This window comes from Nocardia aurea (assembly GCF_003123685.1).
Lineage (GTDB): Bacteria > Actinomycetota > Actinomycetes > Mycobacteriales > Mycobacteriaceae > Nocardia > Nocardia aurea.
In genome coordinates, this window is the sequence record NZ_QCYJ01000127.1 from 624,382 (window position 1) to 650,728 (window position 26,347).

The 26,347-nt window shown below is 67.7% G+C and carries 24 protein-coding genes; 9 read left to right on the plus strand and 15 right to left on the minus strand.

The genetic code is table 11. The annotated features are described in order from the left end of the window. Nucleotides 1-26: 26 nt before the first annotated feature. Complete coding sequence (locus DAT37_RS31770) at nucleotides 27-890, plus strand: oxygenase MpaB family protein (protein ID WP_109528639.1); 864 nt, start codon at nucleotides 27-29, stop codon at nucleotides 888-890. A gap of 15 nt (nucleotides 891-905) precedes the next feature. Here DAT37_RS31770 and DAT37_RS31775 read toward each other — a convergent pair whose 3' ends face one another. Further along, on the minus strand, nucleotides 906-1,538 hold the full coding sequence (locus DAT37_RS31775) for a TetR/AcrR family transcriptional regulator (protein ID WP_109528505.1): 633 nt from the start codon (nucleotides 1,536-1,538) through the stop codon (nucleotides 906-908). A gap of 176 nt (nucleotides 1,539-1,714) precedes the next feature. Here DAT37_RS31775 and DAT37_RS31780 point away from each other — a divergent pair, with 176 nt between their 5' ends. Further along, nucleotides 1,715-2,584 (plus strand): oxygenase MpaB family protein, encoded by an 870-nt coding sequence (locus tag DAT37_RS31780; protein WP_109528506.1) that lies wholly within the window; start codon nucleotides 1,715-1,717, stop codon nucleotides 2,582-2,584. Here the strand turns inward: DAT37_RS31780 and DAT37_RS31785 are convergent, their stop codons facing one another. The 6 genes from DAT37_RS31785 to DAT37_RS31815 form a co-directional block, all read right to left on the minus strand. Continuing rightward, a complete protein-coding gene (locus DAT37_RS31785) occupies nucleotides 2,585-3,541 on the minus strand; it encodes a proline dehydrogenase family protein (protein ID WP_109528507.1) in 957 nt (318 codons plus the stop codon). It abuts the gene before it with no gap. Between the two features lie 73 nt (nucleotides 3,542-3,614). After that, the gene (gene pruA / locus DAT37_RS31790; protein WP_109528508.1) at nucleotides 3,615-5,249 is read right to left on the minus strand and encodes an L-glutamate gamma-semialdehyde dehydrogenase; all 1,635 of its coding nucleotides are present in this window, start codon (nucleotides 5,247-5,249) and stop codon (nucleotides 3,615-3,617) included. A 230-nt stretch (nucleotides 5,250-5,479) separates the two neighbouring features. Then, nucleotides 5,480-6,589: a succinyldiaminopimelate transaminase gene (dapC, locus tag DAT37_RS31800; RefSeq protein WP_109528640.1), complete on the minus strand. Its 1,110-nt coding sequence runs from the start codon at nucleotides 6,587-6,589 to the stop codon at nucleotides 5,480-5,482. Between the two features lie 8 nt (nucleotides 6,590-6,597). Then, complete coding sequence (gene fdxA / locus DAT37_RS31805) at nucleotides 6,598-6,918, minus strand: ferredoxin (RefSeq protein WP_109528510.1); 321 nt, start codon at nucleotides 6,916-6,918, stop codon at nucleotides 6,598-6,600. Nucleotides 6,919-7,121: 203 nt separating this feature from the next. Beyond that, complete coding sequence (locus DAT37_RS31810; protein ID WP_109528511.1) at nucleotides 7,122-7,739, minus strand: Uma2 family endonuclease; 618 nt, start codon at nucleotides 7,737-7,739, stop codon at nucleotides 7,122-7,124. 37 nt (nucleotides 7,740-7,776) lie between these two features. Further along, on the minus strand, nucleotides 7,777-10,377 hold the full coding sequence (locus DAT37_RS31815; protein WP_109528512.1) for a bifunctional FO biosynthesis protein CofGH: 2,601 nt from the start codon (nucleotides 10,375-10,377) through the stop codon (nucleotides 7,777-7,779). Nucleotides 10,378-10,572: 195 nt separating this feature from the next. On the opposite strand from DAT37_RS31815, the gene DAT37_RS31820 reads away from it, so the two are divergent. Together DAT37_RS31820 and DAT37_RS31825 are read left to right on the plus strand one after the other, a co-directional pair. Next, nucleotides 10,573-11,070, plus strand: coding sequence for a PH domain-containing protein (locus tag DAT37_RS31820; protein WP_109528513.1), 498 nt, complete (start codon nucleotides 10,573-10,575; stop codon nucleotides 11,068-11,070). Between the two features lie 92 nt (nucleotides 11,071-11,162). Beyond that, a complete protein-coding gene (locus DAT37_RS31825) occupies nucleotides 11,163-12,755 on the plus strand; it encodes a PH domain-containing protein (RefSeq protein ID WP_109528641.1) in 1,593 nt (530 codons plus the stop codon). A 13-nt stretch (nucleotides 12,756-12,768) separates the two neighbouring features. Here DAT37_RS31825 and DAT37_RS31830 read toward each other — a convergent pair whose 3' ends face one another. After that, nucleotides 12,769-14,334: an FAD-binding oxidoreductase gene (locus DAT37_RS31830; protein ID WP_109528514.1), complete on the minus strand. Its 1,566-nt coding sequence runs from the start codon at nucleotides 14,332-14,334 to the stop codon at nucleotides 12,769-12,771. Between the two features lie 195 nt (nucleotides 14,335-14,529). On the opposite strand from DAT37_RS31830, the gene DAT37_RS31835 reads away from it, so the two are divergent. Beyond that, nucleotides 14,530-16,365 carry an APC family permease gene (locus DAT37_RS31835; RefSeq protein ID WP_232840114.1) on the plus strand — a complete coding sequence of 612 codons (1,836 nt, stop codon included), beginning with the start codon at nucleotides 14,530-14,532 and terminating at the stop codon, nucleotides 16,363-16,365. A 9-nt stretch (nucleotides 16,366-16,374) separates the two neighbouring features. On the opposite strand, the gene DAT37_RS31840 is transcribed toward DAT37_RS31835, so the two are convergent. The 5 genes from DAT37_RS31840 to typA form a co-directional block, all read right to left on the minus strand. Continuing rightward, nucleotides 16,375-16,875, minus strand: a complete 501-nt coding sequence (locus DAT37_RS31840) for a hypothetical protein (RefSeq protein ID WP_109528516.1) — start codon at nucleotides 16,873-16,875, stop codon at nucleotides 16,375-16,377. Beyond that, nucleotides 16,872-17,030 carry a hypothetical protein gene (locus DAT37_RS45060; protein WP_198654518.1) on the minus strand — a complete coding sequence of 53 codons (159 nt, stop codon included), beginning with the start codon at nucleotides 17,028-17,030 and terminating at the stop codon, nucleotides 16,872-16,874. Before DAT37_RS45060 ends, DAT37_RS31840 begins: the two co-directional genes overlap by 4 nt. Nucleotides 17,031-17,127: 97 nt before the next feature. Beyond that, the gene (gene mshB / locus DAT37_RS31845) at nucleotides 17,128-18,003 is read right to left on the minus strand and encodes an N-acetyl-1-D-myo-inositol-2-amino-2-deoxy-alpha-D-glucopyranoside deacetylase (RefSeq protein ID WP_232840115.1); all 876 of its coding nucleotides are present in this window, start codon (nucleotides 18,001-18,003) and stop codon (nucleotides 17,128-17,130) included. Continuing rightward, nucleotides 18,000-19,745, minus strand: coding sequence for an ABC transporter family substrate-binding protein (locus DAT37_RS31850; protein WP_109528518.1), 1,746 nt, complete (start codon nucleotides 19,743-19,745; stop codon nucleotides 18,000-18,002). The genes mshB and DAT37_RS31850 overlap by 4 nt, the downstream gene beginning before the upstream one ends. Nucleotides 19,746-19,955: 210 nt before the next feature. Next, entirely contained in the window at nucleotides 19,956-21,851 is a 1,896-nt protein-coding gene (typA, locus tag DAT37_RS31855) for a translational GTPase TypA (RefSeq protein WP_109528519.1), read from the minus strand. Nucleotides 21,852-22,007: 156 nt separating this feature from the next. Between typA and DAT37_RS45065 the strand changes: the two genes are divergently transcribed. Next, a complete protein-coding gene (locus DAT37_RS45065; RefSeq protein WP_198654519.1) occupies nucleotides 22,008-22,184 on the plus strand; it encodes a hypothetical protein in 177 nt (58 codons plus the stop codon). Between the two features lie 141 nt (nucleotides 22,185-22,325). Further along, complete coding sequence (locus DAT37_RS31865; RefSeq protein WP_109528521.1) at nucleotides 22,326-22,622, plus strand: 4a-hydroxytetrahydrobiopterin dehydratase; 297 nt, start codon at nucleotides 22,326-22,328, stop codon at nucleotides 22,620-22,622. On the opposite strand, the gene DAT37_RS31870 is transcribed toward DAT37_RS31865, so the two are convergent. Continuing rightward, the gene (locus DAT37_RS31870; protein ID WP_232840116.1) at nucleotides 22,561-23,823 is read right to left on the minus strand and encodes a mannosyltransferase; all 1,263 of its coding nucleotides are present in this window, start codon (nucleotides 23,821-23,823) and stop codon (nucleotides 22,561-22,563) included. The two genes, DAT37_RS31865 and DAT37_RS31870, sit on opposite strands and share 62 nt — an antisense overlap. Before the next feature lie 401 nt (nucleotides 23,824-24,224). On the opposite strand from DAT37_RS31870, the gene DAT37_RS31875 reads away from it, so the two are divergent. After that, nucleotides 24,225-25,004: an Rv1157c family protein gene (locus DAT37_RS31875; protein ID WP_109528522.1), complete on the plus strand. Its 780-nt coding sequence runs from the start codon at nucleotides 24,225-24,227 to the stop codon at nucleotides 25,002-25,004. 133 nt (nucleotides 25,005-25,137) lie between these two features. Continuing rightward, nucleotides 25,138-25,497 carry a hypothetical protein gene (locus tag DAT37_RS31880; RefSeq protein WP_109528523.1) on the plus strand — a complete coding sequence of 120 codons (360 nt, stop codon included), beginning with the start codon at nucleotides 25,138-25,140 and terminating at the stop codon, nucleotides 25,495-25,497. Between the two features lie 18 nt (nucleotides 25,498-25,515). Here the strand turns inward: DAT37_RS31880 and DAT37_RS31885 are convergent, their stop codons facing one another. After that, a complete protein-coding gene (locus DAT37_RS31885) occupies nucleotides 25,516-26,223 on the minus strand; it encodes a DUF1906 domain-containing protein (RefSeq protein WP_109528524.1) in 708 nt (235 codons plus the stop codon). Nucleotides 26,224-26,347 lie beyond the last annotated feature (124 nt).

The window sequence follows — 26,347 nt, forward strand, 5'->3', positions numbered from 1 at the left end:
TTCTCAACGACGAGATCGAGGTCGCCATGACCAGACCATTTCGCGCCGCCGCGTCGACGCCGAGCACGCGCGCCGGGACCGACGACTTCGACATCGCCCGTCACATCGACGGATCGGCCGCGTTCTTCGGCGCGGCGGCCAACGTCATCATGCAGTTGAGCTCCCCCGCCGTCGGCTACGGCGTGCTGGAAAGCCCGGTCGACAGCGGCAAGATCATGCTGCACCCGATCAAACGGACCCGAACCACCCTCACCTATCTCGCGGTCGCCATGCTCGGCACCGAGGACGAGCGCGCCGCCTACCGCGCGGCGATCGACACCTCACACCGGGGCGTGCGCTCCGGCCCGGACAGCCCCGTGAAATACAACGCCTTCGACCCCACCCTGCAATTGTGGGTTGCCGCCTGCCTCTACTGGGGCGCGCGCGACCTCTACGAGCGCATGCACGGTCCCATGGACGAGGCCGCCGCCGACGGCTTCTACCACCACGCCGAACGTCTCGGCAGCACACTCCAGATGCCCTCCGGGCTGTGGCCCGCCGACCGCGCCGCCTTCGACCGCTACTGGACCGAGAACCTGGCCCGCACCAGCATCGCCCCACCGGTGCGCGCCATGTTGGACGACATCGTCGACCTGAGGATGTTCCCCCGCCCGGTCAACCTCGCCTTCGGCCGATTCCACCGCTGGATGACCGCGGGCATGCTCCCCGCCCACCTCCGCGACCAGATGGGCATGCCCTGGTCCGACCGCGACGACCGCAACCTGGCCCGCCTGCTCACCACCGTGGGCGCGATCGAGGACCGGGTTCCGCAGGGGCTCAAAACCTTGCCTGTCACCGCATTCCTGTGGGACCTACGCCTGCGCCGCCGTCTCGGCCTGCGCTTGGTCTGACGACGCGAGGTGTCTTCAGGACACGCGGAAGGAGACGACGACGTGGTCGCGGGCGAAGCGGCGGATGGCCTGGTCGTCGCCGAGCGGCATCACCGTTTGGGGCGTGAGCGCCAGTGACACCGCCGTGCGGGCGATCATCTCGGCGAGGGGGGCCGGGTCGTAGTCGGGGAGTTTGCCTTCCGACTGGAGGCGGGCGACGAATTCGGCGAGGTAGTCGCGGCCGAGTTCGATGATCGGCGCGCCGCGCGTGGTGAGGAACGGCAGGACCAGTTCGGGTTCGGTGGCGAGCAGTCGGTGGACCAGTTCGTTACCGCGCAAACCGTTGATGAACGCGGCGAACAGTTCGACGATCTGGTCCTCGGCGTCGGCGTCGGCGTCCACCTGACGTTTCAGCACGGCGTCGACCTCGTCGATGAAATCGCGGGTCTGCCGGAGCGCGACCGCCTGGATGAGATCGGATTTGCTCGCGAACCGCCGGTACAGCGTGGCCAGCGACAGCCCGCAGCGCCGTGCCACCTCGACCATGCTCGTGCGCTTGATCCCGAAGTCGAGGAAGGCCATCAGGGCGGCGTCCAGCACGCGTGCCTGATTGCGATCCTCCGGGCCCGTGTTGCGCACCAGGGGCAGCAACCTGGTCAGCCTCGCCATGCTCTCCACCTATCCACAGTCGATTCCGGCGAAACGATGACGATCCAAGCATCGCATAGCATCACCCTCCGGCGGCGGCCACCGCCGATTGACAGGGTTACGACACGATGAGAAGGTGAGGGCATAATCTTCTCACTTTTCGTCATCGTGGACGAAGACCGAAAGACGGGGATCCCATGACCGCACCCCTGCGCGAGACAACGCCCGAACCTACCCGTAGCTGCCGCTACGGGACGGCCGACGACTTCGACATGGAGGAGTTCTGGACCGGGGCGGCCGCCTTCCTCGGCGGCACCGCGAACGTCATCATGCAGCTCAGCCTGCGTCCGGTGGCCTACGGCGTGATGGAGAGCCCCGTCGAATCCGGTCGCATCACCGTGCATCCGTACAAGCGACTGCGCACCACGCTGACCTACCTCGCCGTCGCTCTGATGGGCACCGACGAGGACAAGCGGATCTACAAGGAAGCCGTCAACGGCTCGCACCGGCCCGTCCGCTCCGGTCCCGACAGCCCGGTCAAATACAACGCCTTCGACCCGAAACTACAGCTCTGGGTGGCGGCCTGCCTGTACTGGGGAATCGTCGACCTGGAGCAACGACTACACGGCCCGATGGATCCCGACACCACCGAGGTCTTCTACCGGTACGCCTCCCGACTGGGCACCACATTGCAGGTGCGCCCCGAGATGTGGCCCGCCGATCGCGCCGCGTTCGAGGAGTATTGGACCGCCGAACTGGCCACCAAGACGATCGACCCCAGGACCCGAGCCTTCTTCAACGACCTCATCGACCTGAAGATGGTCTCGCGACCGCTGCGGGTATTCGCACCGGTTCAGCGCTTCTTCGTGGTCGGGCTGCTGCCACCGCATCTGCGCTCGGAGATGCGGCTGACCTGGACCGACCGCGACGAACGGATCATGAACGCGCTGCTGCGCGCGATCGGCGCCGTCCATCGGCGATTCCCCAAGCCCGCCAGACTCTTTCCGCTCAACGCCTACCTGTGGGATATGCGTCGCAGGCACCGGCTCGGCAAGCCGCTGGTCTGATCAGGACCGCGAGACCAGCGCCCGCAGGAAGAATCCCAGATTCGCCGGGCGCTCGGCCAGCCGCCGGGTCAGGTAGCCGTACCACTCGTTGCCGTAGGGGATGTAGACGCGCATCGCGTAACCGGCCTCGGTCAGCCGGGACTGCTCGGCCTCGCGAATGCCGTAGAGCATCTGGTGCTCGAAACGATAGGCGGCCCGGTTCGTTTCGGCCGCCATCGTCTCCGCCGCGAGGACCAGCATCGGATCATGGGTCGCCACCATCGGATAGCCGTCCCCGTACATGAGTGTCTGGAGACAGCGTAGATACGATTCGGTCACCTCGACGGCGTGCTGGAACGCCACACCCTGCGGTTCCCGGTAAGCGCCCTTGCACAACCGGATCCGCGAATCCGGCCCGGCGAATTCGGCGCAGTCGGATTCGGTGCGATGCAAGTAGGCCTGGAGAACCGTACCGAGCCAGGGAAATTCGGGCCGCAGTTCGAGCACCGAGGCCAGGGTGGCGTCGGTGGCGGTGTGATCCTCCGCGTCGACGGTCACCCACACCCCGGCCTCGGCCGCCTTCGTGCACAGCACGCGCAGGTTGTCGGTGGCGATGGCGGGGCCGTCGACGGGTAATGCCTGCCCGAGGGCCGACAATTTGACCGACACCTCCACCGGCGCGACCTCGACGCCGAGCGTCCGCACCCGTCCGAGCGCCGCGAGATCGTTGATGAGCGAGAGGTATTCCGCCACGGTCGCGTCCGCCCGCGCCCGGTCGGTCGTGTATTCACCGAGGAAATCGACGCTGACCAGCCGGTCGGTGCCGAGTACGGCCGCCACGACCGGAAGCAGTTCGGTCCTGGTCTCCCCCGCCACGAAGCGGCGGACGATATCAGTGGTGACGGTCGTGCCGGTGAGCACGCGTTTCATGCGCGGCGACCCGGCGGCCGCGAGGATGACGGGACGCAGCGGATTCATCGCCGCCCACTACCCCGCACCGGAATATGCGTTGCCTGGCTCACCGTGCCTCCTGTGCCGTCGGAAATCCCGCTCACACGTCCATATGCGGATAGCGATGCTCGACCGGGGGGACGAACGTCTCCTTGATGGTCCGCGGCGCCACCCACCGCAGCAGATTCAGCGGCGAACCCGCCTTGTCGTCGGTTCCCGAAGCGCGTGCGCCACCGAAGGGCTGCTGCCCCACCACCGCGCCGGTGGGTTTGTCGTTGATGTAGAAATTGCCCGCCGCGAATCGCAACGCGGCACTCGCCTGTTCGATCGCGTGCCGGTCCTGGGCGAAGATCGCGCCGGTCAGCCCGTAGGGGGCGGCGGATTCGGCCTCGGCCAGAATCGCCGCGTAGGAACCGGGTTCGGCGTCGTCGTAGACGTGTACCGACAGGATCGGGCCGAAATACTCGGTCCGGAAGGACTCGTCGCGTGGATCGTCGGACAGCAGCACCGTCGGGCGCACGAACCAGCCTTCGGAATCGTCGTACTCGCCGCCGACCGGGATGGTGATCCCCGCGTCGCGGGCCCGCTCGATGGCGGCCACGTTCTTGTCGTAGGCGCGTCGATCGATCAGCGCGCCACCGAATTTCGTCAGGTCGGCGATATCGCCGTATTCGAGCCCGGCCGCCACGTGCAGGAAATCGTCGCCCATCACCCGCCAGACCGAGCGCGGTATATAGGCGCGCGACGCGGCGGAACATTTCTGGCCCTGGTATTCGTAGGCGCCGCGGACCATGGCGGTGCGCAACGCGTCCGGATCGGCCGAGGGGTGCGCGACGATGAAATCCTTGCCGCCGGTTTCACCGACCAGTCGCGGATAGCCGTGATAGCGGCCGATATTCGCGCCGACCTGCTGCCACAGGTATTGGAATGTCGCGGTGGAACCGGTGAAATGGATTCCGGCCAGCCGGGGATCGCTCAGCGCGACTTCCGACAGCGCCGCGCCATCGCCGGTCACCATGTTGATCACGCCGGGAGGCAGGCCCGCGGCTTCGAGCAATCGCATGGTGTAGAAGGCGGACAACGTCTGGGTCGGTGACGGTTTCCAGACCACCGTATTACCCATCAGGGCGGGCGCGGTCGGCAGATTTCCCGCGATGGCGGTGAAGTTGAAGGGGGTGATCGCGTAGACGAAACCCTCCAGCGGCCGATACTCCAGGCGATTCCACACCCCGGGCGAGGACCGGGGTTGCTGTTCCATGATTTCGCGCGCGAACGCCACATTGAAACGCCAGAAGTCGATCAGTTCACAGGGGGCGTCGATCTCGGCCTGGATCGCCGATTTCGATTGACCGAGCATGGTCGCGGCGGCGATGGACTCGCGCCACGGGCCCGCCAGCAGGTCCGCGGCGCGCAGCAGGATCGCGGCGCGTTCATCGCAGGGTAGCGCGCGCCAGCCCGGCGCGGCCGCGATGGCCGCGTCGATGGCTCCGCGCGCTTCGGAGTGGGTGATATCGGTGTAGGTCCCGAGGACGTGAGCGTGCCGATGCGGGGCGACGATGGGGTGCCGATCGCCGATACCGGGGCGATGTTTTCCGCCGACGACCAGCGGGACATCGACGGATTCGGCGGAGATCTCGGCCAGTCGCGCGACCAGCAGTTCACGCTCCCGGCTGCCGGGTGCGTAGGAATGCACCGGCTCGTTGCCGGGGACAGGGACAACCGTGACAGCGTCCATACCCCAGGCTATCGCCCTTCGCGGCCCGGTGTGCGGCACGCGCCGATCGCGTGTCCCCGGAGGCTGCCGGGTGGCAATTCGATCAGGCGGAGCCACCGGCGATCGTGGCGGCCGCGCCGAACCGCGGATCGTCGGCCGATCGCGGATCGCGACGCGCGCGGTCGGCCGCCTTCGACGTTCCGGGTGTCAGGCGATCCGTCGAGCGTCGGCGCACGCCCGGCGCGCTGATCTCAGTGCTCGCCGAGCCGTGAGACCGCTGCGTCGATGCGCTCGTCGGTGGCGGTCAGGGCGATGCGGACGTATTCGGCACAGCCCGGGCCGTAGAACTCGCCGGGGGCGGCGAGGATGCCGCGTTTTGCCAGCCAGTCCAGGGTCGTGTGGCAGTTCTCGCCCCTGGTCGACCACAGGTAGAGGCCCGCCTCGGAATGATCGATGCGGAAACCAGCCGCTTCCAGGGCCTTTCGCAAAATCTCCCGGCGCGCGCGGTACCGTTCGCGCTGCTGCGCCTCGTGCGCGTCATCGCTCAGCGCCGCGGTCATGGCGGCCTGGATCGGGAAGGGCACCATCATGCCGGAATGTTTGCGGACTTCGAGCAGTTCCGCGACGAGTTCGGGGTCGCCCACGACGAATCCGGCGCGGTAACTGGCCAGATTGGAGGTCTTCGACAGCGAATGCACCGCGAGCAGATTCGTATGGTCGCCGTCGCAGACATCGGGGTCGAGGATCGAGACCGCCCGACCCTCCCAGGTCAGTCCGAGGTAGCACTCGTCGGATGCCACGATCGCACCGCGCTCGCGGGCGAAGGCGACGACCTTGCGCAGGTGATCGACGCCGAGCACCTTCCCGGTGGGATTCGACGGCGAATTCACGTAGATCAGGGCCGGATTGCGCGGTCCGAGCTGGGTCAGTCCGTCGGCGCGCACCACCTCGGCGCCCGCGAGCAGTGCCCCGACCTCGTAGGTCGGATAGGCGGCCTCCGGGATGACGACCAGGTCGTCGGCGCCGAGACCGAGCAGTTTCGGCAGTCCGGCGATCAGTTCCTTGGTGCCGATCACCGGCAGGACGGCGGCGGGATCGATATCGGTGACCCCGTAGCGCCGCTTCAACGCGTCGACGGCCGCGGCACGCAGTTCGGGCGTCCCGTGCGTGGTGGGGTAGCCGGGGACCTCGGCGACCGAATTCAACGCGGCCCTGATCAGCGGTGCCACCGGATCGACCGGGGTGCCGACCGACAGGTCGACGATTCCGCCGGGATGCGCCGCCGCTTCGGCCTTGACCGCCGCGATGGTGTCCCAGGGGAAGTCGGGCAGCAGCGAGCTGACCCGAATACGAGCCGACACGTGCGAACTCACTCGCCCATCGGGGGGAGTTCTTTGATGAACGCCGGATCGAAATCGGTCTTGCCGACCTTGGTCGCACCGCCCGGCGAACCCAGCTCGTCGAAGAAATCGACGTTGGCGTTCACGTAGCCGATCCACTGGTCGGGGGTGTCGTCCTCGTAGAAGATGGCCTCGACCGGGCACACCGGCTCACACGCACCACAGTCCACGCACTCGTCGGGATGGATGTACAGCATGCGACCACCCTCGTAGATGCAATCCACGGGGCATTCCTCGATGCATGCCTTGTCCTTCACGTCAACGCACGGTTCAGCGATGATGTACGGCACTGCCGTTCTCCTAGTCTGGTCCTCACCTGCGGGATGGTCCGCCTGCGAAACCCTATCCCGACACCCCACGTTACTACCGGTCAGCCTGCCCTAACTTCCCAGCTCCGGCCCCGGCCGCGTCCACTGTGACGCCCCACCCAGATCCTAGTGCCGCAACCCCGTTCACGCCCGCATCGAGTGACCGATCCCTCCAACCCCACCGTTCACACCCGCGGCGCGATCTCCAGATCCGCCCACAGCAATTCCAGCGGGAAAGGATCCGAGGCGGCCACAGCGACGGGGCCCATATCGCGGTGACCGGTGCCGATATGGATATAGGGACCGGTCCGATCCGACAGCGTGTAGCGCTCGATGGTCAGCGCCCCGATCTTGTCGAAGCTCACCAACCAGTAGTGCGGGATGCCCGCGTCCGCGTAGTCGCTCATCTTGTGCACCCGGTCCCTGCGTTCGGACCAGGTGGACAGCACCTCGACGACGATCACACAGTGCCCCGCCGCCCACTGCTCGAATTCCGGCAGACACCGGTGCAGCACCGCGTCGGGCTTACGCGCCGTGGGCGGCACCTCCCAGAGCAACACGTCGACCTCGGTGTTGGTCTCGTAGCCGGAACCGCCACCACTGCCCCGCATCTCGGCGACGGCCGCGCGCTCCAAGGCCAGCGAGAGCCGGGTGCCGACCTTTTGATGGTCACGTCCGCGCTGCTCACGCGGGACGACGAAACCGTCGACGATCTCCAGCTCGCGGCGGACGTCCTCCTCGATGTCGAGGAAGGTCACCCAGTCGATCGGCGTCGGTTGCGGGCCCTGCCAGATGACGGTCACGCCGCGATCGTAACCGTCGTCCGGGGTGCTTCCGTGGCTATCCGACGACCAGGGGGATCGAGGTGGCGGAGCGGTCGACGCGGCCGTAGACGGTGGTGCGTTCGCGGACCGGCCTGCCGATGCCCTCGGCGATCTCGCGCAGTTCGGCGACGGTTTTCGCCGAGCCGTGCTGGGAGCCGGCCATGCGGGAGATGGTCTCCTCCATCAGGGTGCCGCCGAGGTCGTTGGCCCCGCCGTTGAGCATCATGCGGGTGCCCTGGGTGCCGAGTTTGACCCAGCTGGTCTGGATGTTGTGGATACGGCCGTGCAGCATGATGCGCGACAGGGCGTGGGCGGCGCGGTTGTCGCGGATGGTCGGGCCGGGGCGTGCGGCGCCCGCCAAGTAGAGCGGAGCGCTCTGGTGGACGAAGGGCAGCAGCACGAATTCGGTGAAACCGCCGGTCTCGTCCTGGATTCCGCGCAGCACGCGCAGGTGGCCGACCCAGTGCGACGGATTGTCGACGTGGCCATACATCATGGTCGAACTGGACCGCAGCCCTACCCGATGGGCCGTGGTGATGACTTCGATCCAGGCCGACGCGGGCAGTTTGCCCTTGGTAAGCACCCAGCGCACCTCGTCGTCCAGGATCTCGGCCGCGGTGCCCGGGATGGTGTCCAGCCCCGCCTCTTTCAGCGCGACCAGCCAGTCCTCGACGCTCTGGCCGCCACGTGAGGCGCCGTTCACGATCTCCATCGGGCTGAACGCGTGCACGTGCATCGACGGCACCCGCCGCTTCACCGCGCGCACCAGATCCGCGTATCCGGTGACCGGCAGATCCGGGTCGATACCGCCCTGCATGCAGACCTCGCTCGCACCGTCGACATAGGCCTCCCAGGCCCGGTCGGCGACTTCCTCGGTACTGAGCGTGAAGGCGTCGGCATCGCCCTTGCGCTGGGCGAACGCGCAGAAACGACATCCGGTGTAGCAGATATTGGTGAAGTTGATATTCCGGTTCACCACGTAGGTGACCTCGTCGCCGGACACCTCGCGGCGCAACTGATCGGCCAAGGCGACAACGGCTTCCAGGTCCGGGCCGTCGGCGGTGGCGAGCGCCAGGTATTCGGCGTCGCTCAGGCCCGCCGGATCGGCTTCGGCGGCGCGCAACGCCGCGAGTACGTCGGCGTCCAGACGCTGCGGCGCGGTGATCGCCAGATCACGGGCCTGTTCGCGAATGGTGTCCCAATCGCCGAAGGCTCCCAGGACCTCCTGGCCGAGTCCGGAATCGCTGCGGCTCTCGGTATTTCGTCCGGTGGTGTCGATCGAGGTGTTGAGATCGACCCGCCCCGCCGAATCCCAGTTCTCGTCGGGCTCCTGCCACGGCAGTCCGACCGGCAACGCGTCCGGATTCGCCAGACCGGTCGTCGGGTCGGTGAGCGCCGCGACGTGCGCGCCGATCCGGGGATCGATCCACGGATTGCCCGCGCGCACGTACTTCGGATGCGCGGAGGTGCGCTCGACCAGCTGGTATCCCGCGGCCTCGGTGATCTCGCGCAGGGTGTCCAGATTCGGCCACGGCCGTTCGGGGTTGACGTGGTCGGGCGTGACCGGGGAGACCCCGCCCCAGTCGTCGATCCCCGCGTCGATGAGATCGAGGCAGTCCTGCTGGGAGACCAGGTTCGGCGGCGCCTGCACCGGCACGTCCGGGCCGAGCAGCAACCTGGTGACGGCGATGGCGGCGCGGAATTCCTCCAGACCGGCATCGGGCGTGTCCCGCATGGCGGTGTCGTCCTTGGCCCGGAAGTTCTGGATGATCACTTCCTGGATGTGACCGAATGCCTTGTGCTGCTTACGAATCGCCAGGATGGATTCGGCGCGCTCGGTCATCGTCTCGCCGATGCCGACCAGGATGCCGGTGGTATAGGGCACCGAGAGACGTCCCGCGTCGGTGATCGAGCGCAACCGCACCGCCGGATCCTTGTCGGGACTGCCGTAGTGGCATTCCCCCTTCTCGGTGAACAACCGGGACGAGGTGGTCTCGAGCATCATGCCCATGGACTGCGCGACCGGCTTGAGCCGGGATATCTCGTCCCAGCTCATCACACCCGGATTCAGGTGCGGAAGCAGTCCGGTCTCCTCGAGTACCAGGATGGAGACGGCGCGCAGGTAGTCGAGCGTGGAATCGTAACCGCGCTCGTCGAGCCACTGCGCGGCCTCGGGCCAGCGATCCTCGGGCCGGTCACCGAGGGTGAACAGCGCTTCCTTGCAGCCGAGCGCCGCGCCTTCGCGCGCGATCTCCAGCACCTCGTCGGGTTCGAGGAACATGCCTTTGCCCTCGGCCCGCAATTTGCCCGGGACCGTGACGAAGGTGCAGTAGTGGCATTTGTCCCGGCACAGTTTGGTCAGCGGGATGAAGACGTTGCGGGAGTAACTGATGGTTTTCGGGCGACCCGCCGACTCCAGACCCGCGTCACGCACTCTGGCCGCGCTGGCGGACAGATCGACCAGGTCGCCGCCGCGGGCGTGCAGCAGCACGGTGGCTTCGTCCACGTTCAATGTCACGCCGTCACGCGCTCGCCGCAGCGCCCGGCGCATGGCCGATGACGTGGGCGGCGCGGGGGGGACACTCGGTGTCGCTAGCTCGGTCACGCCCTCGATCATGCGCTACACATCCTTCGCTGTCTCCCTCCAGTGCACCCGAGTGAGCGTGCGGCAATGCCGCGACCGCGCACACGACGATTGCGGCGCCGCGTACGGCGCAGTCGTGAGCATCACAACCTCGCGACGGCGCGCGGTTATTCCATGGGCGCTTCGGCGCGTCGACGGAGGGCGGGAATTTCGTGCCAACATGGCTGTATGTCGCCACCGAGCACCGCACTGGCCGATCCGGCACTGCGACCGAGTCCGAAGGCCAAACTGCTGTGGGCCTTGCAGGGGGCGGTGTTCTGGCTGATCGCGGTGGCGGCCGTGCTGATCTGGGCATTCTTCGATTCGGGCCATCGCGGCTGGCAGGGCGTGGCGCTGGCGGTGGCGATCGTCCTCGGGATCGTCAACGCGACGGTGGTGCCGTGGTGGCGCTACGCGGTGCACCGCTGGGAGGTGACCGACGAGGCGGTGTACACCAGGGTCGGCTGGCTGACCCAGGAGAGCCGGGTCGCGCCGATCTCGCGCGTGCAGACCGTCGACACCGAACGCGGACCCCTCGAACGTCTGCTCGGTCTGGCCACGGTGACCGTCACGACCGCGTCCTCGGCCGGAGCGGTACGCATCGAGGCGCTCGATCTGCCGGTCGCGGAGGAGACGGTGACCTGGCTGACGCAGATCGCGGCGCTGCACCGCGGGGACGCGACGTGAGCGGACCGACCCACGACCCGGCCGCCCGCGCCTCCCCCGCCGACGCACCCGCCGTCTCCGATCAGGACAGCTGGTTGCGGCTGGACAGACGAATGCTGTTGATCCATCCGGTCAACGAGGTGGCGAAATTCATTCCGGTGCTGGTCGGCACCCTGATCCTCGGCACGAGCAGCGGCAATCACGGCTGGAGTCTCATCCCGCTCGCCCTGATCATCGGGTTCGCCCTCACCCGCTGGTTCACCACCACCTATCGGATCGGCCCGACCCACGTCGAATTGCGCACCGGGCTGATCCAGCGCCGCACACTGTCGGTGCCGCGCTCGCGAATCCGTTCCGTCGACATCGAATCCGATCTGCTGCACCGACTGCTCGGACTGTCGGTGGTGGTGATCGGTACCGGGCAGCAGGCCGAGACCGGCGAGAAATTCCGGCTCGATTCCCTCGACCGCGCGTTGGTGCCCGCCTTGCGCGCGACCCTGGTCGACCATTTGACCTCGAACGCGAAACCCGCTGGCGAGCAGATCGATTCCGAATCTCTCGACCACATCGCGCCGGATGTCGAACCGGTCACCGAACGCGAGATCGGGCACTGGCAGCCGAGGTGGGTCCGGTACGCGCCGCTGTCGCTGACCGGATTCGCGGTGATCGCCCCGATCGTCGGCGCGGCGTTCCAGTACGGACTCGGCGATATCGTGTTCCGATCGGACGCGGCGCACTCGCTGGAGGAAGGCTCCTCCGCCCTGGTCGTGCTCGCCGTCTTCGGCGGGGTGGGCGCCATCGTCGCACTTGTCAGCCTGGCCGCCTGTACCCGTTATCTCGCAACCTATTTCGGGCTCAGGGTGCTCGACAACGGCCGCACCCTGCACCTGCGGCACGGACTTTTCACCAAACGACAGATCACGCTGGATCTCGCCCGATTCCGTGGCGCGACCGTCAACGAGCCGCTGCTGCTGCGCTTGTCGGGCGCCGCCGAACTCGAGGCGATCATGGTCGGGGAGAACGCGCGTCAGAAGATTCTGCCGCAGGCACCCCGCGCCGCCGTGGAACGTACCCTGGCCGAACTACTCCGCTCCCGCGCCGCGATCCCCGATGCCGGGGACACGATATCGACTGTCGCACAGGCCGATACGTCCGATCCATCGACCCGCGCCTCCCCCGGTTCGCCGTGGACGAGCGCCCAGGGCAGCGTCGCTCTCCGGTCCCACGGCACCGTCGCGCGCCGCCGCCGCCACACCCGGGCACTCACCCCGAGTCTCATCGCCGCCGCGATCCTGTTGCTGCTCATCGTCATCGGCGTCGACATATCACCGTGGCTGTGGCTGATTCCCGCCGTGCCCGTTCCGTTCGCGATCGCTCTCGCCGAGGACCGCTACCGAGGTCTCGGCCACGCGGTCATCCCCTCGACTCCGTCGACTCCCGCCTGGCTGATCACCCGCGCCGGATCACTCGACCGGGACCGCGACTGCCTCGAAGGCCCCGGCATCATCGGCTGGACCCTCCGCCGATCCTTCTGGCAGCGCCGATCGGGAGTCGCGACCGTCGTCGCGGCCACCGCGGCCGGAAAGAAGCGGTACCCGGTGGTCGACCTTCCACTGGACGAGGCGTGGGCCCTCATCGAGGCGATCACCCCGGGGCGTCTCGGCACCCGTCCGCGGCCCTCGGACCCTTCTCGGGGCACGAACTGAATCCGGCGGCCACTCACCAGTCCGGGCGGCCGATCGAGAGTCGATGCTGAAAGACGTTGCCGGGATCCCATGTCGCCTTGACCCCGCGCAGCCGTTCGTAATTACCGCCGTAGTACAGACTGTGCCACGGCACCCCGGAGGTATTCCACCGCCGATCGGCCATATCGGGATCGGGGTAGTTGATGTAGCTGCCGCCGTTGGATTCGTTCGGGACCGGCGCGCCACCGGTCGCCGCGTAGACGTCGCGGAACATCTCACGGGCCCAGGCGATCTGACGGTCGTCGTCGCCGGGAATACGCCACGCGGCGTGGATGAGCAGTTTCATGAACGAATTCCGCGCCGAGACCGCGGTGGCATCGGCCGCCACGGCATTGGTCGCGCCGCCGAAAGGCATGAATTCCAACTGGGATTCACCGATGAAGCGAATATCGCTCATGTAGCGGTACAGGGTCTGCAACTGTTCGGCCGAGAACGACTTGCGCAGATACGCGGACTTCGCCTTGACCCGGAACCCGAGCATCCCCTCGGCGTAGTAGACGTTCGCGACGGTATCGGCGTAGGACGAGGTGGTCGGCGGCGGACCGACCAGCCCGGGTGTCACACCCGCCGATATCGCGGCGACGAACTCGTCGAACATCTTCGCGGCATCGGGCAGGTCGCCGTCGAGCAGGACGAGTACATCCGAACCCGCGATACCGGGTTTGATGTGCAGCGGCGCGTACAGGCCGGTGAACGGATCGCCCGGCGCGCTGTGCTGTTCGAAGAACGCCAGGTAGTTGCCGACGAGACGAACGAACGACTCCTCGGTCGCGAACGGCAGCGTCAGCCGCGTGTGCACCATGGTTCCCGGCGGTTTCGGCAGCGCGCGGGCCGGATCCACACCGTCCGAACTCGAGGAACGCAGCAGATAACGGGTGGCCACACCGAAATTGCCGCCACCGCCGCCGGTGTGCGCCCACCACAGATCCGCGTTCGGACCATCCTGGGTCGCCACGACGACCGATGCCGCGCCACTCGAATCGACCGTGACGAGCTCTACCCCGTACAGGTGATCGGCCACCAGCCCGAGCCGCCGCGACAGCGGGCCATAGCCGCCACCGCTCATATGCCCACCCGCACCGACCCCTTTGCAGATCCCGGCGGGAAGCGTCACACCCCAGCCGCCGAGCAACCGCTCGTAGACCGCGCCCAGGTCGGCGCCCGCGTCCACCGAGAACGCGCGATGGGTCTCGTCCCACGACACCGTGTTCAACCGCTGGAGGTCGACGATCGTGCGCGTCCGGTCGTTGTCCACGAAATCCTCGAACCCGTGTCCACCCGACCGCACCGCGAGCGCGGAACCCTCTTTCACCGACCGCTCGACCGCGACTCGCACCTCCTCGGCATTGCCCGGCACGAATATCTGCTGCGGTCGCGCGGTGAAACGCCGGTTGTAGCCTCGAGTCGTCAACGCCGCGTAGTCCGCGTCGCCCGCCCGCACCATGCGCGGTTCCACCGCGTGCGCGACCGGCAGGCCCAGCGTGCTCACCGCAGCGCCCACCACGGGCGCGGCGAGGAAGCGGCGACGAGACAGCGGCATCTGTTCCCCCTGCTTGGAGTGTCTGTATTGGCGAACCAGACACTAGCTGTTCGTCGGTTACCGCGTGAAACATCCCCGCGCGGCTGCCATCCCGGCCCGGATCGGACGCCGCGGGCACGGCGACAGTCGCGCTATCGAGCGTCTGTGCGGTGTGGCTGATCGGTTGCCGGGTTGCGGCGACGTTGAATGGACGGCGTGGTCGAGACCTCGAACGCGCGGACCAGGGAGCTGCCGATCGCCGATCGGCGGGTCCGTCGACATCAGCGGGGGGACAAGTATCGGCTGACAGCGGTCGGCGGTCTGGCAGCGCTGTCGTTGGACGCGCTGTCCAGCGTGGCCTACGGGCCGGAGGCGATCGTGCTGGTGCTCGTCGCGGCGGGGACGGCAGCTGTCTCGCTGACCTTTCCGATCGCCTGCGCGATCACCGCGCTGCTGTTGGTTCTCGTGCTGTCGTATCGGCAGGTGATCGCGGTCCATCCGGACGGCGGCGGCGCGTACGCGGTGTCGAAGCGTCAGCTCGGGCGGGGTGCTGCGCTGCTGGCGGCGGCGAGTCTGGTGGTCGACTACGTGCTCACCGTCGCGGTCAGTCTCAGCGCGGGCGCGGCCAGTCTCGCGAGCGCGTTCCCCGAACTCGCCGACAATCTGCTGCTGCTCACGCTGCTCGCCCTGGCGGTGCTGACGGTGGTCAATCTGATCGGGGTGGCCGAATCCGCGAAAGTGCTGATGGGCCCGGCGATCCTGTTCGTCGGGCTGATCGTGGCGGTGATCGTGGTGGGGCTGACCCGTTCGCATCCGGTCGCGGTGATCGGGACGGCACACCGTCCGTTCGACCCGATCACGGCCGTCGGAATCATCTTGGTGCTCAAGGCTTTCGCCGCAGGTTGCTCGGCGCTCACCGGTGTCGAGGCGATCGCCAACGCCGTGCCGTCGTTCCGTACCCCTCGGGTGCGCCGCGCCCAGCACACCGAGGTCGCGCTGGGCCTGCTGCTCGGCACCCTGCTGCTCGGGTTGTCGTGGCTGATCCGTAAGCACGGGGTCGTGCCGCGCGAGGATGTCACGGTGCTCGCGCAGTTGTCGGCGGCCGCGTTCGGCACCGGCTGGCTGTTCTACCTGACCAATCTGGCGGTCACCGCGGTGCTCGTACTGGCCGCGAACACCAGTTTCGGCGGGCTGCCGATACTGCTGTCGCTACTCGCCAAGGATCGGCGGATCCCCTCGCTGTTCGCCCTGCGCTCCGAACGTCCCGTGTTCCGCTACGGGGTCGGCGCGCTCGCGGCCGTCGCCGCGCTCGTGCTGATCGCGGTCGACGCCGAAACCCACCGACTGCTTCCGGTGTACGCGGTCGGGGTCTTCATCGGGTTCACGCTCTGCCAGACCGGTCTGGTACGGCACTGGTGGCGGGACCGGGGATCGGGCTGGGTGCCGCGCGCCGCGCTCAACGGATTCGGCGCGATCCTCACCGCCGTCGCCGCGTTGGTGCTGCTGGCGGAGAAGTTCACCGAGGGCGCGTGGCTGCTGCTGATCATCATCCCGGCCCTGATCGTCCTGTTCGCCAGAACCGAGGGGTACTACCGGGGCGTCGCCGATCAACTACATCTCGGCATCCTGCCCGCCCGGCCGAGGCAGGCTCCGGTCGCGCGGGAGATGGTGATCGTGCCGGTGGTCACGATGAGCGAGGTGACCGCGCGCGCACTCCAGGCCGCGCTGCGGATGCGCGGCGAGATCGTCGCCGTCGCGGCGGCGATCGACCAGGAGTCCATCACCCGGCTCAGCGCGCAGTGGAAGCAGTGGGATCCCGGCATCCCACTGACCGTGCTGCCCTGTCCGCACCGCAGCCTCGTCGCCACCCTGGTGGGATACGTCCGTAAACAGACCGCCGCCGGTCACGAGGTCACCGTGCTGCTCGCCCAGGTCGAACCGCGCCGCTGGTGGCACCGTCCGCTCCACAACCCCCGGGGACCGGTCCTGGCGGCCGCGCTGCGCGCCCGTACCGACGCGGTGGTCGCCAACCTGGCGGTGCGGGTCGACTGACCGGGCGGTTCAACTCGGGCGCGACGCCTGCGGACCGGTTCGGAGGTAGGTGTAGGCCAGCGGCGGCCCGAGTCCGCACACGAGCAACAGCAACGTCGGCCAGTCGCTGATCAGCATGATGTCGCCGCCGGGACCGCTGACCGAGCACGCGAAGAAGCCGACCGCCCAGGCGAGCACCGGGAGCAGCGCGATCCCCGGCCGGTCGGTGAGGGTGCGCATCGCCGCGACCAACGCGACGTTCAGTACGGCGGCCAACAGCGCCGTGATCGGGAAAGCGACCGCCCCTTCGGTCAGGACGCTCGCGAGCCCCGCGGGCGCGGCGACGACCTCCGGTTCCGGAGCGGGCAGGCTGCCGCTACCGAGGTAGACCGGCAGGTAGAGCACCTCGAACACCAGCGTGAACAGGCCGCTGAGGACCAGCACCGTCATCAGGGCGACCGCCGGAATTCGCGCCGGGCGATCTCCAGCGGCGCCGGATGCTCCGGGCCGCTTGTCGACGGTGGCCGTCACGACACCGGCGGATAGCCGAGGAGCGACAGCAGGTGGCTCTGCATGTCGACGAACGTGTACAGCACCGACATGTACAGCTCGTGCTGCGCCGGCCAGTTCGGCTTCATGCTGTCCACGAACGCCACGATGGCGTCCTGGAGATGCCAGTTGTACATATGACGAGTCTATTCCGCTGGACATTCGCGGGTTGTGGCCCTCGTCCCCTCCGGCTCCTGGCACAAATCGGATCCACGGTTCCCGGATACCCGGATCTCAGTCGAGTCCGGCGAACAGGTCGTGTTCGCGACCGTCCGATCCGGTCGGGCCGCGTTCGCCGCGCACCAGGATGTAGTGCTCCTCGGGCAGTACCGGCTGCGCGACATTGTTCGACAGGGCGAATTCCCGGCCCGAAGGGGCGACCGTCACCTGGGTCGCGTGGGCGCGCAGCGCGGCGCGTTTGGCGGCGAGCACGTCGGAGACCTCGATGGTCGTCGTCACCGAATGGCCGGGGACACTGGCCAATTCGTCCACGGCGGGCAGTCGCCAGCCTTTCGGGAGCGCACCGGGAAGTCCCTCGGCCGTGCGGCGGGCGAGCACCTCGGTGTGCAGGCGGAGCATCTCACCGTCGGTGACCGTCCAGTAGAACTTCGGTGTGTCCCAACCGCGTTCGGCCGCCGCGTGTACCGCGTCGGTCGTGATCCGGTGTGCGCGAACATGATCCGGATGACCGTAACCGCCGCGCGGGTCGTAACCGATCACCACGTCGGGGCGGAGTTCCAGCACGATCTCGGTGAGCGCGTCGACGGCCTCGGCACCGGAACGGACGAAGGCCCTCGGGTTCTCGGCCGACGGGGTACCGGCCATACCGGAGTCACGCCACCGCCCGGCTCCACCGAGGAAACGCGGGGGCGCGCAATCCAACGCGGCAAGAGCTCTGGTCAATTCGAGGATCCGGTAACCGCCGAGTTGGTCGGCCCGGTCGGCCACCAGTCGCGCCCACTCATCCCCGATGACCTCACCCTCCTCGCCGAGAGTGCAGGTCACCACGGTGACGGGCACCCCGAGACGACGGTAGTGGGCGATGGTGCCGCCGGTGGTGATGGATTCGTCATCGGGATGGGCGTGGACCAGCAGCAGGCCGCCGGTCACGGAATCCGTCTCCACATCGCGGCATCGCCGAAGATGCCGACCTGGATCGCGCCGCTCAGCGACGCGCCGTCGACCCACGGGCCCGAGGCAGCGACGACGTTGTCCTGCACGATCGGCAGTACCGTCGCCAGATTCCACAGGCTCGGTTCGGCGTCGGCGAGGGTCCTGCCGACGTCGATACCGCGCAGCGCGCCGTCGATCCCCGGTTGCAGCGCGGGATCGCACACCCCGGACAGATTGCTCGGCGCGCGCCGCGCCGCTTCGACCGCCGCGCGCGCCTCGCTGTCGGTCACGGCCGGATCGGCGACGGGCGGACAGCCGTAGCGCGAGGCCAGCACGGTCGCGGGATCACTGCCCGCGACCTCCCAGCCCACCAGCGCATCGACACCGCTCTCGACCACTTCCTTACCGTAGAGCGCGTCGGCGGCGAGGCTGCGCACGCTGGCATCGATTCCGGCGCTGCGTAATTGGTCGGCGGCGGTATTGGCGACCGCGAGCGCGGTCGCGTCGTTGGTCACCGCGCCGATCCGGATGACCAGTTGTTTGCCGTTCTTCGCGACGGTCCTCGGCTTCGGCGCGGGCGAGGTCGGCGAGGACGCCGTCGGCTGCTCGGGAGCGCGCGCGTAACCCGCCTCGGCGAGCAGGGCGAACGCCTCGTCGGAGGTGGCACGCGGGGGCGCGGTCGGGAGATAACCCGGATCGGACGGTGTCAGGATCTGCGCCCGGACCGGCTCCACCCAGCCGCCGGTCTGCGCGCCGACCGTGGCGAGCAGCGCGGGATCGAGCAGCGCCACCACACCGCGGCGGACCCGGGGATCACCGAGATCCCCACTGCGCCCGTTCAATACGAATTGCAATTCGCGCGACTGGGGCATGATCGCGGTGCGCACCGAGGGAATCGCCGCCAGTTGCGCCTGGGTGGCGACCCCGCCGTGCACGAGCGCCATCTGCGCGTCGCCGGTGCGCAGCGATTCGGCGAGTTGCGCGGGAGTTCCGCCGCGGCGCAACAGGATCTGATCCGGCGCGGCGGGTGTTCCCCAGTACCGGTCGTTGCGTTCGAGCAGGATCTCGTCGCGTCCGCGATCCACCGATTTGATCGCGAAATTGCCGCCGGAGACCTGGCTCGGCTCCTCGAGTCCGTTGACGAATCCGCCCGGCGAATCCTTCAGCAGATGCGAGGGCAGCAGGTCGACGAACAGTTCGCGCCACGCCGGATACGGCTGATTCATGGTCACCGTGACGGTTTTGCCGCCGCCGGAGGAATTCACGTCATCGATGAGCCGGTAGCCCGCCGGATCGACCGCACCGGGCTGGGTGATCATCTGCTGCCACAGGTACCGGAAATCCTCGGCGGCGATGGGCGCCCCGTCGGACCAGTTGGCCTGGTTGCGCAGCGTGTAGGTGATGGTGAACGGCTCCTGCGCGGTCACCTCGGCCGAGGTGACGAGCGCGGTGTCCGGCACCCACTCGGTGGCGCCGGGCACCGCGGGATTGGGCACCGGCCGGAACGGGCTCGGCAGCACCATCGAGGCCACCGCCGCGTTGGCGGGCGACTGGTCGGCGCGCAGATGCGGATTGAATCCGATGCCGATGTCGTCGATCGCCACCACGACGGTGTGCTTACCCGGTTTGGCCGGTGTCGTCTTCGGGCTGTCGGTGCTCTCGATCGGCGGCGGCGGATTGGCCGTGCATCCGGCGAGCACCGTGGCGCAGACCGCCGCCATCGACACCACTGCCAGCATGGTGCGCCTCGTCGCGCGTCGTCTTGCCCCCGAGCTCACGGAGCGCACTCTACCCAGCCTCACCCACGGTCGACCACCGGCCGACGTAACCCGCCCCGACGCATCGAGGTCCTGCCGAACACGACCGGGCGGACCGGTTTCGCGGTCCGCCCGATCCTGCGTTCATATGTTGCGGGGACGGCCCTCGATGGTTGGTCGCCGACGCGAGCACTACAGTGCGGCCCGGTCCCGCGCCTTCCGCCTCGACAGTTCCCGGCCACGCTCGGTGGCACCGAGAATCACCTTGCGCACCCGGACGATCTCCGGGGTGACCTCGACACATTCGTCGCCCGCGCAGAATTCCATCGCGCTCTCGAGATCGAGCTGCAACGGCTTGGCGAGGGTTTCGAACACGTCGGCGGTGGAGCTGCGCATATTGGTCAGCTTCTTCTCGCGGGTGACGTTGATGTCGAGATCCTCCGCGCGCGGGTTGATACCGACGACGTGACCCTCGTAGGTGTCGGCGCCCGGCTCGACGAAGAACTGGCCGCGATCGGAGAGCTGGATCATGGCGAACGGCGTCACGCTGCCCGCGCGGTCGGAGACCAGCGAACCGGTGTGCCTGGCCCGGATCTCACCGGCCCACGGGGCGTACCCGTGGGAGACGGCGTTGGCGATGCCGGTACCCCTGGTCTCGGTGAGGAAGTCGGTACGGAAACCGATGAGTCCACGCGAGGGGACGATGAACTCCATGCGCACCCATCCGGCGGCGTGGTTGTTCATCTGCACCATCTTGCCCTTGCGGGCGGCCAGCAGCTGGGTGATCGCGCCGAGGTACTCGTCGGGGCTGTCGATGGTCAGCTCTTCGAAGGGTTCGTGGATCTTGCCGTCGACCTGCTTGGTGACCACCTGCGGCTTGCCGACGGTCAGCTCGAAACCCTCGCGGCGCATCTGCTCGACCAGGATGGCCAGCGCCAGCTCACCGCGGCCCTGCACCTCCCAGGCGTCGGGGCGACCGATATCGAGCACCCGCAGCGAGACGTTGCCGACCAGTTCCGCGTCCAGACGCGATTTCACCATCCGCGCGGTCAGCTTGTGTCCCTGCACCCGGCCGACGAGCGGCGAGGTGTTGGTGCCGATGGTGACCGAGATCGCGGGCTCGTCGACCATGATGCGGGGCAGCGCGATCGGGTTGTCGACGTCGGCCAGGGTGTCGCCGATCATGATGTCGGAGATGCCCGCGATGGCGACGATGTCACCGGCGACGGCGAGTTCGCCCGGCTGACGCTCCACACCGACGGTCTGGAGCAGTTCGGTGATCTTGACCTGCTTGACGCCGTCGGCGTGCATCCACGCGACGTTCTGCCCCTTGCGCAGTTCACCGCTGTAGATGCGGACCAGCGCGAGGCGGCCGAGGAATGCCGAGGCGTCGAGGTTGGTGACGTGCGCCTGCAACGGCGCGGCCGGATCACCCTTGGGCGCCGGGATGTACTCCATGAGCACGTCGAACAGCGCGTCGAGGTTCTCGGCGCTGGGGGCGTTGCCGTTCTCCGGCTGTTCCCGCGAGGCCTTGCCCTCACGCCCGGAGGCGTAGAGCACCGGCAGATCGAGGGCCAGTTCGGCGGCCTCGGCGGCGGCGTCGTCCAGATCGGAGGCCAGATCGAGCAGCAGATCGTGACTCTCCTCGACGACCTCCGCGATCCGGGCGTCGGGCCGGTCGGTCTTGTTGACGACCAGGATCACCGGCAACGACGCGGCAAGCGCCTTGCGCAGTACGAATCGGGTCTGCGGAAGCGGTCCCTCGGACGCGTCGACCAGCAGCACCACGCCGTCGACCATCGAGAGGCCGCGTTCGACCTCGCCGCCGAAGTCGGCGTGCCCCGGAGTGTCGATGACGTTGATCACAGTCACCGATCCGTCCGGGTTGTGCCGGTGCACGGCGGTGTTCTTGGCGAGAATGGTGATGCCCTTCTCGCGCTCCAGATCGCCGGAATCCATCACCCTGTCGACCAGTTCGGCACGTTCGGCGAACGCGCCCGACTGACGAAGCATGGCGTCGACCAACGTCGTCTTACCGTGGTCGACGTGGGCCACGATGGCGACGTTGCGAAAATCGCGTGACGACACGCCTCAATCCTCCTGCTGTTGGGTATAGGTTCGGGCCGACCCCTGCAAACAGGTGGAGAATCGAAACTCACCGGGCATTGCGGCCAGGTTTACACCCTACCGCCCGGGGCGCCACCCCTGATCCCCCGGCACTCTAGTAAGGGTATGCTAACCATCGTGGGCAAGGTCAAAGCAAACAAGGTTTCCTCGTTGAAACCCAAGAAGAAGTGCTGTCGCAAGAAGACGCGCTGCGTGAAATGCCCTGTCGTCATTATGCGTATGAAGAAGGCCGAGGCCTCCGGCTGCTGTGGCAAGGATCTCAAGAAGGCGCTCAAACAGGCACGCGCGGCCTGACCGGCGAACTCGCGGCACACCCGTCGTCGCGCGCCGACACGCCCGCGTCGGCGAAAACGAGATTCACGACTGTCCGGACCGGATCGCGCGTCGACGCGTGAGATCGCGATGAAACCGCGCGAAGCGGGGTAGAACCGGATCATGAGCACCGAACTGCTGACCGAATCCGAGATCGCCGAAGCCGTCGCCACGCTCCCCGACTGGACCCGCACCGGATCCACGCTGACCCGCACCCTGGAGGCGGGCTCGTTCCTGTCCGGTATCGAACTGGTGGGCGCGGTCGCCGAACTCGCCGAGGCGGCCGACCATCATCCCGATATCGATATCCGCTGGCGCAAGATCACCTTCGCGCTGTCGACCCACTCCGCCGGTGGACTCACGAGGCTGGACGTATCGCTGGCTCACGAGATCGATCGACTGGCTCCGCGATTCTCCTGAGCAGCCGACCCGAGCGGATCACCCACCCGTAGAAGACCAGCACCCCGAGCACGTCGACCGCGCCGAGCCAGGACAGCACGCCGGGACGGGAGATCTCCCAGATCGTCGGCTGGAAGAACGACAGCACCCACGGCACGCCGACCAGCATCGTCACCAGCCAGTAGCCCGCGAGCACGCGGGCGCCCGGCGCGTGCCGCAGCGGTCCGTAGACCAGCCACAGGACCGTCGGCAGCAGCCACACCCAGTGGTGCGACCACGAGATCGGCGACACCATCAGCCCGAACAGCTGCACGATCACCAGGGTGCCGAGCCGGTCGTCGGATTCGAGTGCGCGCCAGGCGAAGTACGCGAGTACGGCCACCACGAGGGCGGAGGCGATCCACCACGGCCCCGATTCGACGTCGTGGCCGAGTATCCGGCTCAGCGTCCCGCGAATCGACTGGTTCCACACCGAGCCGACCGGCCCGATCCGGTCGGCGTCGCCGAGCAGCGTGCCGAAATACCGCGTCGCCTCGTGATCGTTGATCAGATAGCTGACCCCGACCGTCGCGCCGAAAACCACCGCCGACCACACCACCGTGGCCCAGCGCCGGCGCGCGACGAAATACAGACCGGTGATCGCCGGTGTCAGCTTGATCCCGGCGATGATCCCGACCAGCCCGCCCGACAACCACCACCGCGAACTCCGCACCGCGACCATGGCCCCGAGTACGAGAAAGACGTTGACCTGGCCGTAGTCGATCGTGGTCCGGACCGGTTCGAGCCAGAGGCCGACGGCGGTCCAGCCGATCGCGGCCACCCGCCACCCGGGCGCGCGCAGTTGCTCCCGGCCGAGAACGAGTTCGAGGCTGATCCACACCACCCCGTACAACGCCGCGACCGTGGCGAGCAGCCAGCCGATGGCGACCGCGGCGAACGGCAGATAGTGCAGCGGGAAGAAGACCAGCGCCGCGAAGGGCGGATAGGTGAAGGGCAGCGGGAAGTCCGGTGTCTTCTCCGCGTAGGTGTAGTCGTAGAGCCGATCGGTCAGCAGATCCGCCGAACCGCCGACGTAGACGTGCAGATCGACGAGATTCATCCCGTTGTCCGACAGCAGCATCCACAGCAGCCGAGCCAGCACCGACAGAGCGAGCGCGAGCACGGCCAGCCGTAGGGGTGCGGCGGCCGGACGGCTGTCCGTCCGAGCGCTCTCTCGGTTCACATCGCATGCTTTCGACGTCGGTGCGAGCCGTCTTCTTCGACCCGTCGGAAAAATGTTCGGTGTGTTCGGCGACAAGTGCCGAAGGCTGCGACTACATTAACCGGAGCCCCGATCCACCCGATCGGACGTACGAATCCGAGACGTCGTCGGATTTCGGTTCGGTCTCGCTCACGGCGTCCCGTGCACCGCCTCTCGGTGGTTGAATACTCGCAGGTAACATTTGCATCACCTTTCCAACCAGTAACACCGGTGAGGGGCTACGTTCCGATAACACTGTTCGTCCACGCACCTTGTCGGACATCGCAGCTGTACAACTCGGTGGCGTTGTCCCTAGAGTGACCCCGAAACGATGGCTTTTTGCATCGCTCCAGATGTACCCGAAGGTAAGGACGGCTAGACCAGTGCTTCGCACCCGAGGAACGCGGATTGCATTGTCCGCTCTCGCCCTGGCGGCGAGTGCTTCGCTTGCCGCGCCGACCGCTTTGGCGGCGCCCGCGCCCGCGCCCGCCGCGGTCCCGAACAACATCCCCATGGTTCCCGAGGGTGTTCCGGTAGACGCGCTGGCCGCGCTTACCCCCGCGATCGTCGGCTCGATCGCGGGGCCCGCCGATATCGCGGACGGCCCGCAGGCCGCCATTCTCGCCCAGGCGCGTGCGCTGCTGGCGACGCTGAACCTGCCGCCGCAGATCAAGTCGACCCTGGAACGGATCATCACGTTCCTGGACGGCAGCGGCGGCGGCGGCCCCGAGGTCCCCCAGGACGGGCCGGTCATCGCCCAGTTCCTGTACCCGACCATCGGCAAGGGGTGCATCAGCGCCTCCGCCGATTCGGTGGGCACCGCACTCGCCGTCCCCGGCCCGGCGCAGCTGCCGCCGCCCGGACCGGCGGTCGGACAGACCGGATTCGTCTTCACCGCGCTCGGCACCAAGGCGCCGACCGTCGCGCAGAATCCGCCGATGACGGTGCAGTGGCTCAACCTCGACACCCGTCAGAGCGGTGTTCAGGCGCTGACCGACGAGGCCAAGATCAACCCGGACGGCCCCGCCACCCTGTCGGCGATCGCCAACACCGGTTCGGGTCGGATCGTCGCGGTCGTCGGCGGCTCGCTGACCACCAAGGCCGAGGACGCGGAGCCGCGCACCTGCTCGTTCCTGCCGACGCTGGGATTCTTCACCGTCTGATCCCCTCTTCGAGACGAACCGCCTGCCACCGTTTTCATCCGGTGGCAGGCGGTTCGTCGTTGCCGCGCCGACGACACGCACACGATCCGGGCGATGGGGTGTACCGATCCCGGCGCTGTGGTAGACCGAAGTCATGGCGACTGTCGATGGAACCGTTCGTCCCGACCGTTCGATGCGAAGCAGGCGATCTCGCCGATCGATACTGTCCATCCGCTCGGAGGCTTCCATCCTGTCCATCGGTTCCGCGTATTCGATCCTGTCGATCGGCAGTGTCGGGTCGATTCTGTCGATCGGATCGGTCGGATCCTTCGGTTCGGCGATATCCTCCGGCTCGTTCGGCAGCCTGGGGTCGGCCTTCTCCGGTCTGTCCCGGTGGTCGCTGTTCTCGTGGCTGGGCGATCACGACGCGCCGGATTCACGCCCGAATCTGCGGGTTGTTCCCGACGACGAACCCGATCTGCGGATTACTCCGGTCTCGCACTGCCAGACGTGAGCACGGAACGCACCGCCGCTACCACTGACCGTATTCGGGCCGGAGCACCGCGTTGAGGTCGACGCCGACACCGTCCACCGCGCGTTTGTCGATCTCGAATTGATGCAGATGCGCGGCCGCGTGGACGAACCCCTTCGGTGTTCCCCAGTTGTGCTGCCAGTACCAGGAACCGAGACCGGCGATACGGGCCAGGTCGATGGTCGGCGAATTCGCGTAGATGCCGACGTTCTCCTTGCCGAGCACCGATTCCCAGCCGAGTAGGTAGGGTGCGATCATCGTGGCGAAGTCGACCGCGGACGGATTGTCGTCGATCGAGGCGTAGATGGGCCGATCGTCAGGGCCGCCGGCCGCGCGATGCAGTTCCAGCCCCCGGGCGGCATGGCGTTTGCCCGCTTCGAGTCCGCCGCGCCAGTCCGCGGTCGGGCCCTTGCCGTACTGGTAATTGGAGACGATGGTCAGACCGGCCTCGTGCAGCGCGTCGACTTCGGCGGCGCGCAGCGGTTTGCCCGCCATCCATTCCGCGCCGGGGCGGCGGTCGGAGACGTAGCGGATGACGCCGATGTGGCCCGCGGCGCGGATCGCCTCGGCGTCGGGCACGCCACCGGCGTAATCGATGAGGGTGCCGAGTTCACCCGCGGCGGTGGCGGTGGGTGCGGTGATGCCGACCACGGCCGCGGCGGCGGTGAGGGCGAAAAGTTGACGGCGGGACAGGTCCAACGAACGCATCGCAGACTCCTTCGCGCTCCCCCCGAACGACGATATCGGACGGCCTCAGAAGCAGCAGGAAGCAGCGTGCCCGGCGCACCTTCCCCAAGGTAGATCGCGCGCCGGGAGCCTCGAACGTGTACTA

What these genes read in the sequence shown, in the direction of transcription:
- DAT37_RS31770 (WP_109528639.1), top strand. Translation starts at nt 27, where the DNA reads ATGACCAGACCATTTCGCGCCGCCGCGTCGACGCCGAGCACGCGCGCC.
- DAT37_RS31775 (WP_109528505.1), bottom strand. Translation starts at nt 1,538, where the DNA reads ATGGCGAGGCTGACCAGGTTGCTGCCCCTGGTGCGCAACACGGGCCCG.
- DAT37_RS31780 (WP_109528506.1), top strand. Translation starts at nt 1,715, where the DNA reads ATGACCGCACCCCTGCGCGAGACAACGCCCGAACCTACCCGTAGCTGC.
- DAT37_RS31785 (WP_109528507.1), bottom strand. Translation starts at nt 3,541, where the DNA reads ATGAATCCGCTGCGTCCCGTCATCCTCGCGGCCGCCGGGTCGCCGCGC.
- pruA (WP_109528508.1), bottom strand. Translation starts at nt 5,249, where the DNA reads ATGGACGCTGTCACGGTTGTCCCTGTCCCCGGCAACGAGCCGGTGCAT.
- DAT37_RS31815 (WP_109528512.1), bottom strand. Translation starts at nt 10,377, where the DNA reads ATGATCGAGGGCGTGACCGAGCTAGCGACACCGAGTGTCCCCCCCGCG.
- DAT37_RS31820 (WP_109528513.1), top strand. Translation starts at nt 10,573, where the DNA reads ATGTCGCCACCGAGCACCGCACTGGCCGATCCGGCACTGCGACCGAGT.
- DAT37_RS31825 (WP_109528641.1), top strand. Translation starts at nt 11,163, where the DNA reads ATGCTGTTGATCCATCCGGTCAACGAGGTGGCGAAATTCATTCCGGTG.
- DAT37_RS31830 (WP_109528514.1), bottom strand. Translation starts at nt 14,334, where the DNA reads ATGCCGCTGTCTCGTCGCCGCTTCCTCGCCGCGCCCGTGGTGGGCGCT.
- DAT37_RS45060 (WP_198654518.1), bottom strand. Translation starts at nt 17,030, where the DNA reads ATGTACAACTGGCATCTCCAGGACGCCATCGTGGCGTTCGTGGACAGC.
- DAT37_RS31850 (WP_109528518.1), bottom strand. Translation starts at nt 19,745, where the DNA reads ATGCTGGCAGTGGTGTCGATGGCGGCGGTCTGCGCCACGGTGCTCGCC.
- DAT37_RS31865 (WP_109528521.1), top strand. Translation starts at nt 22,326, where the DNA reads ATGAGCACCGAACTGCTGACCGAATCCGAGATCGCCGAAGCCGTCGCC.
- DAT37_RS31880 (WP_109528523.1), top strand. Translation starts at nt 25,138, where the DNA reads ATGGCGACTGTCGATGGAACCGTTCGTCCCGACCGTTCGATGCGAAGC.
- DAT37_RS31885 (WP_109528524.1), bottom strand. Translation starts at nt 26,223, where the DNA reads ATGCGTTCGTTGGACCTGTCCCGCCGTCAACTTTTCGCCCTCACCGCC.